Source organism: Anabaena sp. FACHB-595, assembly GCF_048568275.1.
GTDB lineage: Bacteria > Cyanobacteriota > Cyanobacteriia > Cyanobacteriales > Nostocaceae > Trichormus.
In genome coordinates this window covers 2,653,034-2,670,478 of the sequence record NZ_CP183473.1, presented here as the reverse complement: position 1 = coordinate 2,670,478, position 17,445 = coordinate 2,653,034, and the positions used below count along the sequence as shown (strand labels likewise).

At 40.8% G+C, this 17,445-nt stretch carries 19 protein-coding genes and 1 pseudogene; 15 read left to right on the top strand and 5 right to left on the bottom strand.

What is annotated here, in order from left to right:
* The first annotated feature begins 19 nt into the window (after nt 1-19).
* The 3 genes from phnD (ACN222_RS11135) to phnE all read left to right on the top strand — a co-directional run bounded on the left by phnD (ACN222_RS11135) (nt 20) and on the right by phnE (nt 2,960).
* Complete coding sequence (phnD, locus tag ACN222_RS11135) at nt 20-1,030, top strand: phosphonate ABC transporter substrate-binding protein (RefSeq protein ID WP_010996387.1); 1,011 nt, start codon at nt 20-22, stop codon at nt 1,028-1,030.
* A gap of 79 nt (nt 1,031-1,109) precedes the next feature.
* Nucleotides 1,110-2,111 carry a phosphonate ABC transporter substrate-binding protein gene (phnD, locus tag ACN222_RS11130; protein ID WP_010996386.1) on the top strand — a complete coding sequence of 334 codons (1,002 nt, stop codon included), beginning with the start codon at nt 1,110-1,112 and terminating at the stop codon, nt 2,109-2,111.
* A gap of 75 nt (nt 2,112-2,186) precedes the next feature.
* The gene (gene phnE, locus ACN222_RS11125) at nt 2,187-2,960 is read left to right on the top strand and encodes a phosphonate ABC transporter, permease protein PhnE (protein ID WP_044521287.1); all 774 of its coding nucleotides are present in this window, start codon (nt 2,187-2,189) and stop codon (nt 2,958-2,960) included.
* A 274-nt stretch (nt 2,961-3,234) separates the two neighbouring features.
* On the opposite strand, the gene ACN222_RS11120 is transcribed toward phnE, so the two are convergent.
* Entirely contained in the window at nt 3,235-3,351 is a 117-nt protein-coding gene (locus tag ACN222_RS11120; RefSeq protein WP_231865536.1) for a four helix bundle protein, read from the bottom strand.
* Between the two features lie 20 nt (nt 3,352-3,371).
* Nucleotides 3,372-4,112: a phosphonate metabolism transcriptional regulator PhnF gene (gene phnF / locus ACN222_RS11115; protein WP_010996384.1), complete on the bottom strand. Its 741-nt coding sequence runs from the start codon at nt 4,110-4,112 to the stop codon at nt 3,372-3,374.
* Between the two features lie 354 nt (nt 4,113-4,466).
* On the opposite strand from phnF, the gene phnG reads away from it, so the two are divergent.
* From phnG to ACN222_RS11055, 12 genes and pseudogenes are all read left to right on the top strand, one after another.
* A complete protein-coding gene (gene phnG / locus ACN222_RS11110) occupies nt 4,467-4,922 on the top strand; it encodes a phosphonate C-P lyase system protein PhnG (protein ID WP_010996383.1) in 456 nt (151 codons plus the stop codon).
* A gap of 66 nt (nt 4,923-4,988) precedes the next feature.
* Nucleotides 4,989-5,588 (top strand): phosphonate C-P lyase system protein PhnH, encoded by a 600-nt coding sequence (gene phnH / locus ACN222_RS11105; protein ID WP_010996382.1) that lies wholly within the window; start codon nt 4,989-4,991, stop codon nt 5,586-5,588.
* Complete coding sequence (locus ACN222_RS11100) at nt 5,578-6,039, top strand: GNAT family N-acetyltransferase (RefSeq protein WP_010996381.1); 462 nt, start codon at nt 5,578-5,580, stop codon at nt 6,037-6,039. Before phnH ends, ACN222_RS11100 begins: the two co-directional genes overlap by 11 nt.
* Before the next feature lie 35 nt (nt 6,040-6,074).
* Nucleotides 6,075-7,322, top strand: coding sequence for a carbon-phosphorus lyase complex subunit PhnI (locus ACN222_RS11095; RefSeq protein WP_010996380.1), 1,248 nt, complete (start codon nt 6,075-6,077; stop codon nt 7,320-7,322).
* Between the two features lie 54 nt (nt 7,323-7,376).
* Nucleotides 7,377-7,781: pseudogene (locus ACN222_RS11090) on the top strand (fosfomycin resistance glutathione transferase); the annotation flags it as partial.
* A complete protein-coding gene (locus ACN222_RS11085; protein WP_190449603.1) occupies nt 7,770-9,056 on the top strand; it encodes an alpha-D-ribose 1-methylphosphonate 5-triphosphate diphosphatase in 1,287 nt (428 codons plus the stop codon). The pseudogene ACN222_RS11090 and the gene ACN222_RS11085, both read left to right, overlap by 12 nt.
* Before the next feature lie 99 nt (nt 9,057-9,155).
* Nucleotides 9,156-9,716 (top strand): phosphonate degradation HD-domain oxygenase, encoded by a 561-nt coding sequence (locus ACN222_RS11080; protein WP_010996378.1) that lies wholly within the window; start codon nt 9,156-9,158, stop codon nt 9,714-9,716.
* Nucleotides 9,717-9,811: 95 nt separating this feature from the next.
* Nucleotides 9,812-10,678 (top strand): alpha-D-ribose 1-methylphosphonate 5-phosphate C-P-lyase PhnJ, encoded by an 867-nt coding sequence (locus ACN222_RS11075; RefSeq protein ID WP_010996377.1) that lies wholly within the window; start codon nt 9,812-9,814, stop codon nt 10,676-10,678.
* A gap of 213 nt (nt 10,679-10,891) precedes the next feature.
* Nucleotides 10,892-11,665, top strand: a complete 774-nt coding sequence (gene phnK / locus ACN222_RS11070; protein WP_010996376.1) for a phosphonate C-P lyase system protein PhnK — start codon at nt 10,892-10,894, stop codon at nt 11,663-11,665.
* 123 nt (nt 11,666-11,788) lie between these two features.
* Complete coding sequence (gene phnL / locus ACN222_RS11065; protein WP_010996375.1) at nt 11,789-12,514, top strand: phosphonate C-P lyase system protein PhnL; 726 nt, start codon at nt 11,789-11,791, stop codon at nt 12,512-12,514.
* Between the two features lie 172 nt (nt 12,515-12,686).
* On the top strand, nt 12,687-13,823 hold the full coding sequence (phnM, locus tag ACN222_RS11060; protein WP_010996374.1) for a phosphonate metabolism protein PhnM: 1,137 nt from the start codon (nt 12,687-12,689) through the stop codon (nt 13,821-13,823).
* Nucleotides 13,799-14,158 carry a hypothetical protein gene (locus tag ACN222_RS11055; protein ID WP_044521283.1) on the top strand — a complete coding sequence of 120 codons (360 nt, stop codon included), beginning with the start codon at nt 13,799-13,801 and terminating at the stop codon, nt 14,156-14,158. The genes phnM and ACN222_RS11055 overlap by 25 nt, the downstream gene beginning before the upstream one ends.
* A gap of 10 nt (nt 14,159-14,168) precedes the next feature.
* On the opposite strand, the gene ACN222_RS11050 is transcribed toward ACN222_RS11055, so the two are convergent.
* The 3 genes from ACN222_RS11050 to ACN222_RS11040 all read right to left on the bottom strand — a co-directional run bounded on the left by ACN222_RS11050 (nt 14,169) and on the right by ACN222_RS11040 (nt 17,433).
* Entirely contained in the window at nt 14,169-15,503 is a 1,335-nt protein-coding gene (locus tag ACN222_RS11050) for an MFS transporter (RefSeq protein WP_044521282.1), read from the bottom strand.
* Between the two features lie 74 nt (nt 15,504-15,577).
* The gene (locus ACN222_RS11045; RefSeq protein WP_010996372.1) at nt 15,578-16,456 is read right to left on the bottom strand and encodes a ferric iron reductase; all 879 of its coding nucleotides are present in this window, start codon (nt 16,454-16,456) and stop codon (nt 15,578-15,580) included.
* A complete protein-coding gene (locus ACN222_RS11040) occupies nt 16,456-17,433 on the bottom strand; it encodes an iron-siderophore ABC transporter substrate-binding protein (RefSeq protein ID WP_010996371.1) in 978 nt (325 codons plus the stop codon). The genes ACN222_RS11045 and ACN222_RS11040 overlap by 1 nt, the downstream gene beginning before the upstream one ends.
* Nucleotides 17,434-17,445 lie beyond the last annotated feature (12 nt).

The window sequence follows — 17,445 nt, the reverse complement described above, 5'->3', positions numbered from 1 at the left end:
GTTAATGTAGTAATTAATTATGAAAAGAAGATTATTTATTGAACGCTCTGCTTTATTTGGTGCATCTTTAATAGGGACTAAAACTATTTCCACTATTGCCGATAACTGGATAAAACCAGCACAGGCTGCGCCTATTAAAGAACTTAATTTTGGGATTATATCTACAGAATCCCAATCTAATCAAAGACCTTTGTGGGAACCTTTTATTGCTGCTTTATCAAAGTCTCTGGGTATTCCTGTTAGAGCCTTCTATGCTACTCAATACTCAGGCGTAATTGAAGCCATGCGTTTTGGTCAAGTACACATAGCTTGGTATGGTGGTAAATCCTATATTGAAGCCGCCAGAATTGCTAATGCAGAAGCCTTTGCTCAGACCGTTGCTACTGATGGCAAGAAAGGCTACTACTCTCACTTAATTGCTAATAAAAATAATCCAATCACAGCAGCAGCTAAAAGACAAGGAGGAGACAAGTATGTGCTTCAAAATGCGGCAAAGCTGACTTTTGCTTTCAATGAACCTAACTCAACTTCTGGATTTTTAGTCCCAAGTTATTATGTCTTCGCTAAAAACAAAGTTGATCCCAAAAAAGTATTTAAGCGGTTGATTTTCTCCGGTAGTCACGAAGCAACAGCCTTAGCGGTTGCTAATAATCAGGTAGATGTAGCTACAAACAACAATGAGTCATTAGAGAGATTAGAAAAAACTAATCCCTCAGCACGTAAGAAGATTGAAATCATCTGGACATCCCCCATTATTCCTAGTGATCCGATTGCTTATCGCAAGGACTTACCAGAAGATGTCAAGAAAAAGTTACGTAACTTCTTCTACAACTTTAAAGATAGAAAAATTCTCGAACCTTTACAGTGGTCAGCATTAGTTCCGGCTAATGATAAAACCTGGAATCCTATTCGTGAATTAGATATTGCTAAACAGGTTTTAGAATTGCAATCCAAAACTGGTTTGAGCGATGCAGATAAGAAGAAGTTGAACAATCTTAATAGTCAACTACGCGCGCTTCAAGGACGTTAATTATTTTTTGTGTTGACTGTTGACTGTTGACGGTTAACTGTTGACAGTTAACAAACCTCTTTACCTCACAACTAGGTTTATGAACAGAAGGTTATTTATTCAGCAGGCTTCTTTATTTACCCTAACTTTGGCAAGTTCCAAGATACTTTCAGCCTGTAATTCCAACGCTAATGATAGTAGCGCAGCACTTAAAGAAATTAACTTTGGTGTTCTGTCTACAGAATCTCAAGATAATCAAAAACCAATTTGGGAACCTTTTGCTGCTGCTATGTCTCAGGAAGTTGGCATCCCCATTAAACCATTCTATGTTACACAGTATGCCGCAGTTATAGAAGCTATGCGCTTTGGTAAAGTTCAAGCAGCTTGGTTAGGTGGTAAATCTTATATTGAAGCAGCGAGAGTTGCTAATGCAGAAGCTTTTGCTCAGGTTGTCAGTGCAGATGGAACTAGAGGCTACTATTCTCATTTAATTGCTAATAAAGATAATCCTATTACGGCGGAAGCTAAAGCAGTCGGTGGTGATAAATATGTGATTCAGAATGCTGCTAAACTTACCTTTGCTTTTAATGAACCCAATTCTACATCTGGGTTTTTAGTTCCTAGTTACTATATTTTTACAAAAAATAATATTGAACCTAAAAAAGCTTTTAAACGCTTGATTTTTGCAGGTAATCATGAAGCTTGCGCTCTGGCTGTAGCAAATAAACAGGTAGATGTAGCTACTGTCAGCAATGAAGCATTAAGTCGTTTGGAAAGAACCAATCCTACAGCTCGACAGAAGATTGAAATTATTTGGCAATCACCGCTAATTCCTAGTGATCCGATTGTTTATCGTCAGGACTTACCAGCAGATATTAAAAACAGGTTGCAAAAGTTTTTCTATAACTATAAAGATGCAAAAGTTTTAACACCATTTGAAATTTCTGGTTTTGTGCAGGCTGAAGACAAAAATTGGCATACAATTCGAGAATTAGAAATTGCTAAAAAAATTCAAGAGACTCAAGCTAAAGAAAATCTGAGCGCGCAAGAAAAACAGCAAAAAATAGCAGAACTGAATCAGCAACTCAAAGAGATTCAATAAATTTACATTTATAGGTATAAAAAAGTGCAATCGCAACATCAGCTAATTAGTAACTTGTCACCTAGCGTAGTAGCAATGTTAGAGCAAGAAGCAAAACTTGTGAATACCAAAAAAGTTTTGTTTCTTTTAGTGATTGCTGCTATATTGATTTTTGCCTATAACCAAAGCGAGTTAAATTTCCCTGTACTGCTGCAACGGGGAGACAACATGGCGGAATATATGCGTTCATATTTCCCGCCAGACTTTAGCGATTGGAGATATTATTTTTCAGAAACGCTAATCACTATATCGATGGGAATTTGGGGAACTTTAATGGCGGCGATCGCAGCTGTCCCTCTATCTATCTTAGCATCTAATAATATGTGTCCAGTATGGGTTGTACAACCAACACGCCGCCTCTTGGATGCTATGCGTGCTATTAATGAAATCGTTTTTGCATTAATATTTGTAGTTGCTGTAGGGTTAGGGCCGTTTGCTGGCGTATTAGCTTTATTTGTTCATACCACAGGCATTTTGGGTAAGCTATTCTCTGAAGCGGTAGAATCAATTGAATCAGGCCCAGTAGAAGGAATTAGAGCCACTGGTGCAAGTCATATTCAAGAAGTTATTTATGGCGTAATTCCCCAAGTAATGCCTTTGTGGACTTCTTTCACTCTCTATCGATTTGAATCAAATGTGCGTTCTGCTTCTGTATTAGGAATAGTCGGGGCTGGTGGTATCGGAGTTTCCTTATATCAGAGTTTTGGGTCATTTGAATACCAAAAAGTCTGTGCAATTCTCATTATTTTGGTTGTGACTACTGGTGTTATTGATTTACTTTCGGCGAAGGTTAGAGAGTGGTTTATTTAGTGTGATGGTTGACGGTTGATAGTTGACTGTTGACTGTTGACAGGTGACTGTTAAATATTATCTGACTTTTTTTTGCGGGAGTTAAGATAAGCGTTTAATTTAGGTGATAATTCATTAATCATTGGTTTAATCTTATCTATTTGTTCTTGAGTCAAAAGTTTTCGTTTATATAGCGTTTCCTAACCTGCTGAAGTACTGAGTAATCTCCGCGTCCCTCTGCGTTTTCCTTTGCGCCCCTCTGCGTTTAAAAAAATTAGTTATGTACCTCACTTAACTAGGAATTGCTATAAGCAAGTCTTAACCAATGTCTTCTTTCGTTTAAAGAACCTCTAGCAATTTTTATAAATCTTTGATTATCCTGTAAATTATAACGACCATAGTTATCAGTCACCAGTCACCAGTCATCAGTCATCAATCATCAAATAAATTATTTTCAAAAAATAACTCCATACGATCGCCTCGCAGTCGAGTTACGCCATATTCAATCACATTACCTGCTTGATCAACGTTGACTGATTCTGCTAACAAGATGGGTTGATTGAGTGGTATTTGTAGCCATTTTGCATCTTGAGGTTGGACTAGACGAGCCGAAACGCAGGTACTACGGCGGATATGATCACATCCATATACCTGCTGTAAAAACTGAGAAATTGATTGCTGTTCTTGCAAAATCTTGATATTTTCCGGTTCTAAAAAATCAGGGAATCGCTTGAGGGGAAAATATCCACTACCCACACTAATGGGTTCTTCATCTGCTAAACCTAAACGTTCAATTAACGCTACTGGCTCACCAAAAGAAATCTCTAATCCTTTCGCAACAGCATCATCAGCAGGTACTTCTAAAACCCGTAGCAGTTGAAACCTTGCTTGTAACCCTTGCGCTTTCAGGGTTTGGTTATAACGCACACGCTTACCAATAGCATAGCGGATGGTTTTGGCTGCGACAAAAGTCCCCCGTCCTCGGTCAACTCGTAACAATCCTTCAGTTTTCAGGAGAGCGATCGCTTGTCTGAGGGTATGGCGATTGACTGCAAACTGTTCTGCTAACTTGGTTTCCGTTGGTAGTTGTTCCCCTAGTTGATAAATCCCTTGATGAATCTTTTGTCGTAGTTTGTCAGCAATCTGGGCATAAATTGGCATTATTTCGTTCATGTATCGATTATCAATAAATAGGGTTGACTGATGACGGGATCTGGAAAACCCCTCTCCAAACCTCTCCCCTACAAGGAGAGAGGCTTTAACTTTTCCCCCTTCCCTACTAGGGAAGGGGGTTAGGGGGTTAGGTCTCGCGTTAACTTTTCCACATAACGTGAAAAGTCAGGATGACTGTTGACTGATGACTGTTAACTGTGAACGGTTAACTGTTAACGTGAAATCCCCTTTTTAAGAGTGAGATGATCTGATCAATATTAGATTGTCAACTTGTGAGAATTGCGTTATTCTACTTTCATCTAGATGTCTAGACAAGTTAAGAATAGTTTAAAACAAAATACCGCAAACTGACTTATGCCTACTGTGATGCAGCGACAAGCATGGATGGCAACATTAGCTAAAGCTGAGTTAGAGCTATTAGAAAAACTAGTAAACAAATTAGGTACTTTGCCCAAATATAGCTTTTTGCGCTGTCCAGAGATTGGTCTAGCAATGGTGCGAGGACTTGCTGGGGGTACAGGAGAAGCATTTAATTTAGGAGAAATTACCATGACTCGCTGTGTCGTGCAGTTAGAGAGTCAAGGAGAAGACGCATTAGCTGGATTTGGGTATGTCGCAGGGCGATCGCACCGTCATGCAGAACTAGCGGCTGTTTGTGATGCGTTACTACAAACCCCAAATTGGTATGACCAGATTCAGACTGAAGTAATTCAACCCTTGCAAGCAGAATATCAACAGCAGCAAGAACTTAAGCAGCGTCAAGCAGCAGCTACTCAGGTTAATTTCTTCACGATGGTGAGGGGGGAATAGGAAATATCTGATGACTGATGACTGTTGACTGATGACTGTTGACTGATGACTAATGACTAATGACTAATGACTAAAGTGACTTTTTTACCTGGCTTACAAGATCCGATTCATGATGCTCAGAGGACGTTTCGAGGGTTGCTGGATGCTCATGCTCGACCTGGAACACCTTATCAGATGAGTGCTGAGATGTCTGTACCTACGGGTTTAACGCCTGCTTGTGGGGCAGCTTGTTTGACGTTGCTGGATTTGGATGTTGTGGTCTGGCTACAGCCGAGTTTTCATGCTCAAGTCAGAGATTGGCTGTTGTTCCATTCTGGCTGTCGTTTTACTGAGTACCCAGAGGAAGCGAATTTTGCTTTAATTCAAGATTTGGCTATGTTGTCAGAATTATCTATTTTTAACTGGGGGACAGCAGAAAAACCGGAAGCCTCAACAACATTGTTAGTACAGGTGGAAAGTTTTGAGATGGGACAACCTGTGATGTTGACAGGGCCAGGAATTTTAGATAAACGTGCGATCGCCCCTAAGCTTCCCAGCCATTTTTGGGACTTCTGGATGCAGAATCACCAAGCCTATCCACAAGGCGTAGATGTATTTTTATTTACAGAAAATGCAGTCATGGGATTACCCCGCACCGCTAAACCAGAGGTGTACTATGGCTCTTGAGATTCGCATTGCTACTCATGAGGATTGGTCTGTATTAAATCAGCTCTATGCTGACATGGATGGTGAGCCACCTTTACCCAACGATGATTTAGAAAAAATCTTCGCAGAAATCGCACAAGTTCCCAATTACCACACATATATTGCCTATTTAAATCAGCAACCTGTAGGCACTTTTAGTCTCCTCTATGCACCAACAATGATGCACCGGGGATATCACAAATTTGCAGTCCTAGATTCAGTAACAGTAATTTCTTCAATGCGAGGAGAGGGTATTGGTAGCCAAATGGTAAAAGCTGCGCTCAAACTCAGTGCTGATGCTGGGTGCTATAAAGTCATGCTCTCTTCCAATTTAAAACGTAGCCGCGCCCATCAATTCTATCAATCACTAGGCTTCGAGCAGCACGGCTGGAGTTTTAAATGCGTACTCCAACCAACCCAAAATTTTGGATAATCCCCAGTCAGCCGTCAACCATCAACAAAAAATATATGCCATACGTTGCAGTCAAAGGTGGTGAACAGGCAATTCAAAATGCAGAAGCACTCTTGCAAAGCCGACGCAGAGGTGATCCTGCAATTCCCGAATTGACCTTAGACCAGATTGAACAACAACTTACCCTAGCAGTAGAACGGGTAATGTGTGAGGGTAGTTTATATGATAGAGAGTTAGCAGCCCTAGCTATTAAACAATCTTGGGGTGATTTAGTCGAAGCAATTTTCTTATTACGCGCCTATCGTACAACACTGCCCCGTTTTTACTACAGCCAGCCTCTAGACACCAGTAAAATGCAGATTCAGCGCCGCATTTCTGCCATTTTTAAAGATGTGCCAGGAGGACAAAGGTTAGGGACTACCTTCGACTACATCCACCGCCTACTAGACTTTAAGTTAATAGCAGAAGGACAAGTTCCGACAGCACCAGAAGCAGAAGCAATTACAGAACCAGTTCCCCGTGTAATTGACACTTTAGATCGGGAAGGATTGATGCAGGCAGAGGGGTATGGGGGTGTAGGGGTGCAGGGGTGTAGGGGTGCAGGGGAAGAATTTTGCAATAATTCCCAGTCAACCATCAACAGTCAACAGTCAACAGTCAACCATCAACAACCCTTTGACATCACTCGCCAACCGTTGACCTTTCCGGCGGGACGGGATGCGAGACTGCAAAATCTAGCGCGTGCAGATGAGGGTTTTTTACTGTCTCTGGCTTATTCTACACAGCGAGGCTATGGCAGAAACCATCCTTTTGCGGGTGAGATTCGCATGGGGGAAGTAGAGGTGGTGATTTGTCCAGAAGAATTGGGATTTGAAATAGCGATCGCAGATATTACTGTTACCGAGGTGCAAATGGTCAATCAGTTTAAAGGTAGTAAAGAATTACCTGCTCAATTTACACGTGGCTATGGTTTGACCTTTGGTTACAACGAACGTAAAGCCATGTCAATGGCGTTAGTAGATAGAGCGATGCGTGCTGAGGAATTAGGGGAAACAATTCAAGGCCCAGCCCAAAGTGTCGAGTTTGTCCTTTCCCACTCTGACAACGTAGAAGCACAAGGTTTTGTCCAACACCTCAAGCTTCCACACTACATTGACTTTCAATCCGAATTAAATCTAGTGCGGAAGATTAGACAACAACAAGTAAATAATCAATCGCCAGATTCAAATATTACGTTGAAAGAATCTCAGCCTTTAGGAAATCAAAATTTAAATAAAGAAAATTCTCCCGTTGGTAAGGTGTAAGTATTTTCAACCCCTACACCCCTAAACCCTTATACCCCTAAACCCTCTTTCAGAATGATTACAGGAATCAACCACATTACTTTATCTGTCTCCGACTTGGAGAAATCTTTGAAATTTTATACAGAAATTATAGGTTGTCAAGCGATCGCTCAATGGCAAAGAGGTGCTTATCTATTAGCAGGTGACTTGTGGTTGTGCCTATCTTTAGATGCCAACACACGCACAAATCAGATGGACGAATACACTCATATTGCTTTTAGCATCCCTGAAGAGAAGTTTTTAGAATATAGCGATCGCCTCAAAGTTTTAGGAGTAAAACAGTGGAAACAAAATACAAGTGAAGGTGATTCTATATATATTCTTGACCCCGATCACCACAAGCTAGAACTCCATGTGGGTGATTTATCTTCTAGAATTGCCGCTACTAAAAAAGCCCCCTATGAAGAGATGAAATTTTTTAGTGAATCAGTCAACAATCAACAATCAAAAGTCAAAAGTCAACAATCAAAAGTCAAAAGTCAACAATCAACAGTCAAAAGTCAACAATCAACAGTTAACAATCAAAATAATACAAAAATTGCTATTCAAGGAGTAAATGTATTAACTCTTGATGGTTGGCTTAATGATGCCACAGTTTTAATTGAAGATGGAAAATTTATCACTATTGATCAAGCAATTACTCCTGATGGATATCAATTGATCAATGCTCAAGGTCTCCAAATGTTGCCAGGAATTATTGACCTGCATGGCGATGCTTTTGAAAGGATGATTTGTCCACGCCCTGGGGTTAACTTTCCTCTACCAATAGCGATCGCCGATAATGACCGCAACCTCTTAGCATCGGGTATTACCACTTTTTACTGCTCAATCACCGACTCTTACGAACCAGGATTACGCAGCCGAGATTCTGCTCGTGCTTTAATTGACTTCATCTTAGGGACAGGTAAACAAGTTTTAAATAGCAATCATCGGATTCATATTAGACATGAAGAGGCAAATATAGCAGAACATCAAGAGTTATGTGATTGGATGGTATCCGGTCACGTGCATCTTTTGTCTATCAACGATCACCTACCACCACCAGGAAATTACAAGAGATTGAGCCGTTATCTCAACAGTGTGAAGCAAAGATCATCCATGTCCATAGAAGAGATTGAAGAATTAATCACCCAAGTCACAGCAAGGCGACATGAAGGAGATGGACAAATACAAGAACTGGTGGATTTAGCTCATACATATAATATCCCCCTCGCGTCCCATGATGATGATAGCCCAGAGAAGGTAAAACTCAGTCAACAACGCCGAGTAGCGATCGCCGAATTTCCCGCAACTGTAGATTTAGCTGCTCAATCTCGTGAATATGGTGCAGCCGTCCTCATGGGTGCGCCTAACTTAGTGCGCGGTGGCTCGCACTTGGGCTTAATGAGTGTAGCTGAAGCTGTGAAACATAACGTCATCGATTGTCTCTGCTCAGATTATCATTACCCTTCCTTGTTTTACGCCCCCTTCAAGCTCCAAGAATTAGGCTTAATGTCCTTTGAACAAGCATGGTCATTAGTTTCCAGCCGACCAGCAGAAGCGGCGGGAATAAGCGATCGCAAAGGTAAAATCGCCCCAGGTTTAGACGCTGATTTCCTATTGATATCTCCTAATAATTCCTTACCTTCTGCAATTACGGCGATAGCATCCGTATATGTAGCAGGAAAAGAAGTTGCAAGATATCAAACCCAGTAACAATTAAAAATTCAAAATTCAAAATTCAAAATTCAAAAATAAATACCCCAGTCAACCGTCAACCGTCAACTGTCAACTGTCAACTGTCAACCGCCATTTATGAAACCCACCATCGAAAACATTATCAACCTATTCACCGAAAAAGGTTCTCAATTATACGGCGCGGAAGCTATTAGTCAACTAGAACACGCCTTACAATGCGCTAGCCTCGCCGAAGCATCAGGCCAAACCCATGAATTGATTACCGCTTGTCTACTTCATGATTTAGGGCATTTAATCCATGACTTAGGTGATAATCCAGCCAGCCAAGGCATAGATGACCATCATGAACATCGCGCCATACCTTTACTAAGTCAGATGTTCAGTCCAGCAGTCACAGAACCGATTAGGCTTCATGTCGTCGCCAAACGCTATCTTTGCTCAGTTATTCCCGAATATTGGGAAAACCTCTCAGCCGCATCCAAACGCAGCCTAGAACTGCAAGGAGGCATATTTTCCCCAGAACAAGCAGAGCAATTTATTCAACAACCATACGCCGAAGATGCTGTACAGTTAAGGATTTTTGACGACAAAGCCAAAATCACAAATCTCCACACACCCGATTTAAATCACTTCACCCAATTTATAACCGCCTCCTTAAATAAGCTGTCACACATCTAACTTGTCATAGGCTGTCAACAGTCATCAGTCAACAGTCAACAGCCATCAGTCATCAGTCATCAGTCAACAGCCATCAGTCAACCGTCATCAGTCAAATGAATACTTCTCCCTCATCCCCAGAAACAGGCTTTAACTTCGCCTACTTAGATGAACAAACAAAGCGTTCCATTCGCCGCGCCTTGCTGAAAGCCGTAGCTATTCCAGGACATCAAATTCCTTTTTCTTCCAGAGAAATGCCCATGTCTTACGGCTGGGGTACTGGTGGAATCCAGGTTACGGCTGCTGTAATTGGTCAAACTGATGTCTTGAAAGTAATTGACCAAGGTGCAGACGACACCACAAACGCCGTTAATATTCGCCGCTTTTTCCAAAAAGTCTGTGGCGTAAAAACAACAGAAAGTACACAAGCAGCAACTTTACTTCAGACTCGCCACCGCATACCCGAAACACCACTCAACGACGGGCAGATTTTAGTTTACCAAGTACCAATCCCTGAACCCTTGCGCTGGCTAGAACCCTCATCTGTGGAGACAGGCAAAATGCACGCTCTAGAAGAATACGGGGCTATGTACGTAAAACTTTACGAAGACATCACCACACATGGACACATTGCCACATCCTACGACTACCCGGTCATGGTGCATCACCGTTATTTGATGAGTCCCAGCCCCATCCCTCGCTTTGATAATCCCAAAATGAATATGAGTCCAGCATTGCAATTATTTGGTGCAGGCAGAGAAAAACGCATATATGCAATTCCACCATACACCAAAGTCAAAAGCCTGGATTTTGAAGACCATCCCTTCACTGTAGAAAAATGGGATAAAGCCTGTGAGTTATGCGGTTCTACAGAAAGCTATTTGGATGAAGTGGTGATTGATGACCAAGGCGGGCGAATGTGGATTTGTTCAGATACGGATTTTTGTACTGGGAGGAGAGAAGGGGTGACTGATGACGGTTGACTGATGACTGATGACTGATGACTGGTGACGGTTGACGGTTGACTGATGACTGATGACTGATGACTGGTGACGGTTGACTAATGACCAATGACCAATGACCAATGACTAATGACCAATGACCAATGACCAATGACCAATGACTAATGACCAATGACCAATGACTAATGACCAATGACTAATGACTAATGACCAATGACTAATGACTAATGACTAATGACTAAACCTCTTTTACAAGTTCACGAATTGAGTAAATCTTACGGTGGGATTAAGGCTTGCGATCGCATTTCTTTTGACCTCTATCCTGGGCAAGTTCTCGGTATTGTCGGCGAATCTGGTTCTGGTAAGTCTACTTTGCTGGGTGCAATAGCCGATCACATTGCAGTTGATCACGGTAATGTTACTTATATTAGCCGTAGCGGTGAAGACTTAGAAATATTTCAACTTGCGGAAGCTAAACGGCGTTTATTGATGCGAACGGAGTGGGGTTTTGTCCAGCAAAATCCCCGTGATGGTTTGCGAATGCGGGTGAGTGCGGGGGCGAATATAGGGGAACGCTTGCTAGATATTGGGGTGCGCCACTATGGCAATATTCGGGATGAGGCTGCCCACTGGTTACGAGAAGTTGAAATTGACCCGACACGGATAGATGATTTGCCAGCCCAATTTTCGGGAGGAATGCAGCAAAGATTACAACTTGCACGTGTGTTGGTAACGCGTCCTCGATTGATTTTGATGGACGAACCGACGGGAGGTTTAGATGTGTCAGTGCAAGCGCGGTTATTGGATTTGTTGCGATCGCTTGTCCGCAATTTTCACCTGAGTGTGATTATAGTCACCCACGATATCGGCGTAGTCAGGCTACTGGCGCACAGATTACTAGTCATGCAGCAAGGACAAGTAGTGGAATCAGGTTTAACTGACCAAGTACTTGATGATCCACAACATCCATACACTCAACTATTAGTCAGTGCTGCACTAACGCCCTAATTAGTTGACTGTTGACTGATGACTGTTGACTGATGACTGTTAACCGTTAACCGTCAACCGTTAACACCCCCATGAACTGATTCTTCGTCATCTGTGTCCTATTGCTATTGATACTTCTTAACCATGCAATCATTAACTCTTAATCATCATTCAGTAAGCTTTCCTCGCCAAGCACTTTTACAAGTCGAGAATTTGCGAAAAAGTTTTATTTTGCATCAGCAAGGAGGTATGAATTTATCAGTACTAGAAGATGTATCTTTGAGCGTTAATGCTGGGGAATGTGTCGCTCTTTCTGGCGCTTCCGGTAGTGGTAAATCTACATTTATGCGCTGCTTATACGCTAATTATCGCGTTGATAGTGGTTCTGTGTGGGTTAGGCATGAGGAATCTTGGCTTGATTTGTGTCAACTTGCACCCCACGAAATTTTAGCAGTACGACAGAAAACTATTGGATATGTCAGCCAATTTTTAAGAGTAATTCCTAGAGTACCAGCCTTAGAAGTTGCCGCAGAACCATTGTTGGAATTAGGAATAAATATAGATGTTGCATATAACAAAGTTAAAGACTTATTTCGTCGCCTTAACCTCTCAGAACGACTATGGCATCTTTCCCCCACGACTTTTTCTGGAGGCGAAAAGCAACGGGTAAATATTACTCGTGCTTTAGCCGTTGACTATCCAATTTTGCTGCTAGATGAACCAACTTCAGCCCTAGACACAACCAATCGCCAAGTAGTAATCGAACTGCTACAAGAGAAAAAAGCTCAAGGTTGTGCGTTAATTGGCATTTTTCACGACGAAGAAGTAAAAGCGCAACTTTGTAACCGGGAATTAATTTTTAAGAGTTGATGGTTAACTGTTAACTGTTGACGGTTGACGGTTGACGGTTAACTGTTGATTGTTCTTCAAATGATCCAACAAAGTGTCACCAGTCATCAGTCACCAGTCATCAGTCAACAGCCATCAGTCATCAGTCAACAGTCATCAGTCAACAGTCATCAATCCCCAGTCCCCAGTATTTATGAATGAGCAAATATACACTAACTACCGTCTACAACTACCAGATCAAGAACTGCTGGGTACTTTGGTAGTCCGAGATGGATTAATTGCTGATATTCAGCCAGGAATTCTTACTCATGGTCAAAATGGTGAAGGAGATTATCTTTTACCAGGATTGATTGAATTACACACCGATAATCTTGAACGCTGTATGTCTCCGCGTCCTGGTATTCGCTGGCCTTTAGAAGCCGCAGCCGTTTATCATGACCGAGATTTAGCCAGTGCGGGAGTAACAACAGTATGTGATGCGATCGCTATCGGTGATGTAGCGGTTGGTTCTCCTCGCTTAACTAACTATGCACCGATGATTGATGTTATCTCCCAAGGACAAGCCGCCGGACGCTTTTGTGTGGAACATCGGATTCATCTACGCTGTGAACTGGCTTATGAGGAGGTGTATGAGATTACAGCAGAGTATACAAATCATCCTCTGTTATCCATGATTTCACTGATGGATCATACCCCTGGACAACGCCAGTTTATTCACTTAGATAAATTTAAAGAATATTACATGGGTAAACATGGTGTGACTCCTGACCAAATGGACGAGTTTATTTTGATTCGTCAGCAAAAACAAGCAATATATGCAGAAAAAAACCGTATAGCTTTAGTAGAACTGGCAAAAACTCAAGGTATTTCCTTAGCGAGTCATGATGATGCTACAGTCGAACACGTCCAAGAAGCGGTGGAAGATGGCGTAGTGTTAGCTGAGTTCCCCACGACCTTAGAAGCCGCCAAAGCAGCGCACAGCTTAGGACTACAAGTTTTGATGGGTGCGCCGAATTTAGTGCTTGGTGGTTCTCACTCTGGGAATGTTTCCGCAATGGAACTTGTCTTACACAATTTAGTGGATGTGATTTCTTCTGATTACGTGCCTCAAAGCTTATTGCAATCGATTTTTATTATTGCCCATAAGACAGACAAGCCTATTTACCAAGCAATGCAATTATTTACCAGCAACCCAGCCAAAGCCATTAATTTATTTGGCGATCGCGGTAGTCTAGAGGTAGGCAAAAGAGCCGATTTCATCACCGTTCATGATGATGGTATCGTTCCCCGATTGAAAACAACTATTTGCCGAGGCGATCGCGTTTCTTAATTAAACCTTGGCTTGATGTACTCCTTGAAAGTAAGGTTTTTACCCAAGTTCAAGGTCTTTCCCGTGATGAACAATATCAAAAATTACTGAAGCAAACAGACCCTAATTCTGATTTTGAGCGAGTGGTGTTACAGGAGATTTACCAGACTAAATATAAACTACCAGATGCTATACAGGAATTGACTCCAGAGGCTAACTGTAAACCAGATTTTATTTACAAGAAGGAGGTGATCCTCAGATCTTGCACCTGGAAATATAAATGGATTTTTGCTAGCGTTCTATCCGCTAATGCCATAATCGATGATTTATGTAAGTATCTATTGCAGGTGACGTGAATCAAATTTATCATCTCAACTGGCTATACTCTGTATCATAGTCGGGGAGAATCTCTTCTAAATTCCGCAGCACAGGTATAGAAAAGCCTAACCAACCGACCAGTAACATACACAGCGCACAAATTACATATAACAGCGCGATTCCTGCACCAGTACCAGTCCCAAATAATCCGCCGAGAATGCCAACTAGAACACCGCCTGATTGCAAAGCAGGTGTAAAAACTTGATCTGCCAAAGGCCCTGCTATTAAATAGCCTACAGCAGAAGCGATCTGTAAAAGTAGCGATCGCGCTGCAAAAACTCTTCCTTGCACATCGGGGGGTACTTTCGCTAACCAAATAGCACTATCCGCACTGCCATTCAAAGGGAAATTGAAAGAAGAACAAAATTGTGCTGGAATCCAAACCCAAGGTGTTCTCCCCAAACCAAACACAATTTTACTAATACCAGCACCCATCATCCCCCATAAAACACCTTTAATTTTTCGTCTGAAACCGCCCCAAGTGCTAACAACTATCGCCCCTGTGACACCACCAAAACCAGCCGCAGCAGCCAAGCTACCTAGCACTAAAGTATTATTATTAGTGCGCGATAAAATCATGGGCGAGTAAAGGGAATCTCCAATGTCATGGGGTAGCCAAAATAATACATTAACTATTAACAGTGCCAGCAAACTTTTGTGAGTAGTAATATAACGCCAACCCAACCCCAAATCTTGCCAAATGTTGGCTATATTTTCGTTTTTTGTGGTTGGTGGTATTGGTTGAGGAATACTCACAAATAATAAGCTTCCAATTGCTATAAGAAACGTCGAAATATCAATCAACCAAATTCCTAAAAAACCGATAACTGTGTAAAGATAACCCGCCAAAGCAGGTGCAATAATATTACTACCATAACCAGATAAAAATTCTAAACTACTAGCACGGGTATAGTGCTGCTTAGGAATCATCAGTGATACTGATGCTGAATACGCCAAAGATTGAAATTGATTGAAAGTTCCGACAATCGCGCCTGTTAAATAAAAGTGCCAGATTTGTAGATTATTTGTGAGATGCAACAACAAAATTACAATTGTGCTGAGAACTGCAACTGTATCACCCACCATCATTAAAAATTTGCGGTTAAATCTGTCTACAATTACACCACTAATCGGGGTAATAATAATACTTGGTAGCAAACTAAAAAAACTTACCAGCGTCAGAGTTGTAGCTTTACCCGTAATTTCCCATGCCCAAATTTCAATCGCAAACCCGGTCATATTACTACCAATGGTAGACACTAATTGACCAAGCCAAACAATAAGAAAATTACGCATACTAGCTGGATTTGGTTGTTGTAGCATAAAAATTTTCTTACTCTCTGCGCCTCTGCGAAATAAAAATCACTCATAAGTATGCAACACCAAAAAATATACTTTCACTCGGATTCTTTCATATATTCTCTTATTTGAGAAATTCGTTCCTGTGGTTTTAATAGAGGACAGTTTGTACACTTTTCATCAAATGGAGGAATAAAAGCATATAAACAACAGGTAAGACGGACTGTGGTTGTAGCTGGTAAACCGGGTTCGTTGAGTTGTTCAGTGCGTACTAAGTTGTAAAGGGAATTGCGTCCCGGCATAACTGAACTGTATGGTTGTTCATACAAGACGGAATAATCTGTTTGTATTGCTTCTAAATTTGTACATTTATTAATTTCAGCAAACAGTCCTTCTGAGGCGTTCACCGCATTACCCCACATAGTTTTTTTGGAGAGTTTGGTTAAGCGATGAACATGGTCTATCATTGGGGCTACATTACGCTGGAATAAGCCTGTAAATACAGCTTGATGTAAGCCTTCTAGACTATTTACTATTTTTCCAGGGTAGTCTTGAGGAATGGGGATAGGTAATCTCTGAGGATAAATTACAGTACCACTCAAATCATTAAACCATAAAGCTTTGGGTTCACCGTCTTCTAATACAAAACTCACATTATCTAACCCAGCATCTAAACCGACACCAGCCCAAGTCATCAAGGCTAAAACACCCGGTAATGTTGTCCAGCTATAAACTTTGTTCCAGATAGATGCAGCAATGCGAATATCTTGAGTTTTTTGGTATATATCGCTGGCTTGCCATTGAGATAAAAGTCTATCTGGTTGTAAATAATTATTTAATGAAATTACCTCAACACCATCAGGTGGCTGAGGTAAAATTATGCAGTCCGTATAGAAACTATCTAAAGTATTTTGAGCAAGAGTAAATACTTCCTGTAAGAAATTTTGTACACTATTGTTAGTTATTTGTTGCAACATTATTTTCCTACTAAGTATTTAAATAGGTCATCTAAAATGGCATTAGCTGATAGAATATTGCCAAATATCCAGTAACCAGAATCAACCGCATACACGCGCTGATTTTTCACGACATCTAGCTTTTGCCATAAAGGAGTGTTTTGATATTTTTGAAATGACTCTTCTGCACCAGGGTCTAAAGCTACAAATAAAACATCTGCATCTAATAACTCTAAACGCTCTAAACTAACTGAAACTAAAGGCTGATTTTCATTAGTAGTCAGTTGATTTTGCATCTCTGGTACAGGTATTCTCACTTCTGTAAGTAAACTTCCAGGAAATGAATATTTAGTACGAAACTCTGGAACTTGATTACCAGCATAAAAGCGACTCACCGAAACAGTTTTTTCTTTGAGATTATAATTTATAAAGGTGCGTAATTCTTTAACTCTTTGCTGATATTGCTCAAGTAATATTTTTGCTTGTTCACTTTTATCTATGATTTCAGCAATACGTGATAAAGCATCTTTCCAAGCAAATTGAATATAATCAAGTGTAACTGTCGGTGCTATTTGGGAAAATAATTTGTATTGTTCTGCGCTCACAGAAAAACCCAAAATTAAATCTGGATTTAATTGCACCATTTTTTCTATATTTGGCTGACCATCTTTCCCTAAAGAAACTATACCTTCAGCTTTTTTACCCAACTTTTGTATTATGCTACCTGCAATATTAGGCTGTGCTGTAGCTATTGGTTTTAAGTCCAGTGCTAACAATGCTTCCATAGAGGTTTCATCTAAAGCAATAACGCGCTGAGGTTTTACAGGAACGCAGCTTTCACCTAAAGGATGTTTGATTAGTCTACACTCAGATGTTTTTATTCTTGTCGTTATCAAGCCGGAATTTTCAGGATAATTAATATAACAACTATTAACCAAAACTAAAGTTAGGGGTATGAGAATAAATAACTTGATATAACGATGTAAAAACTGTTTCATTATTAGATATTA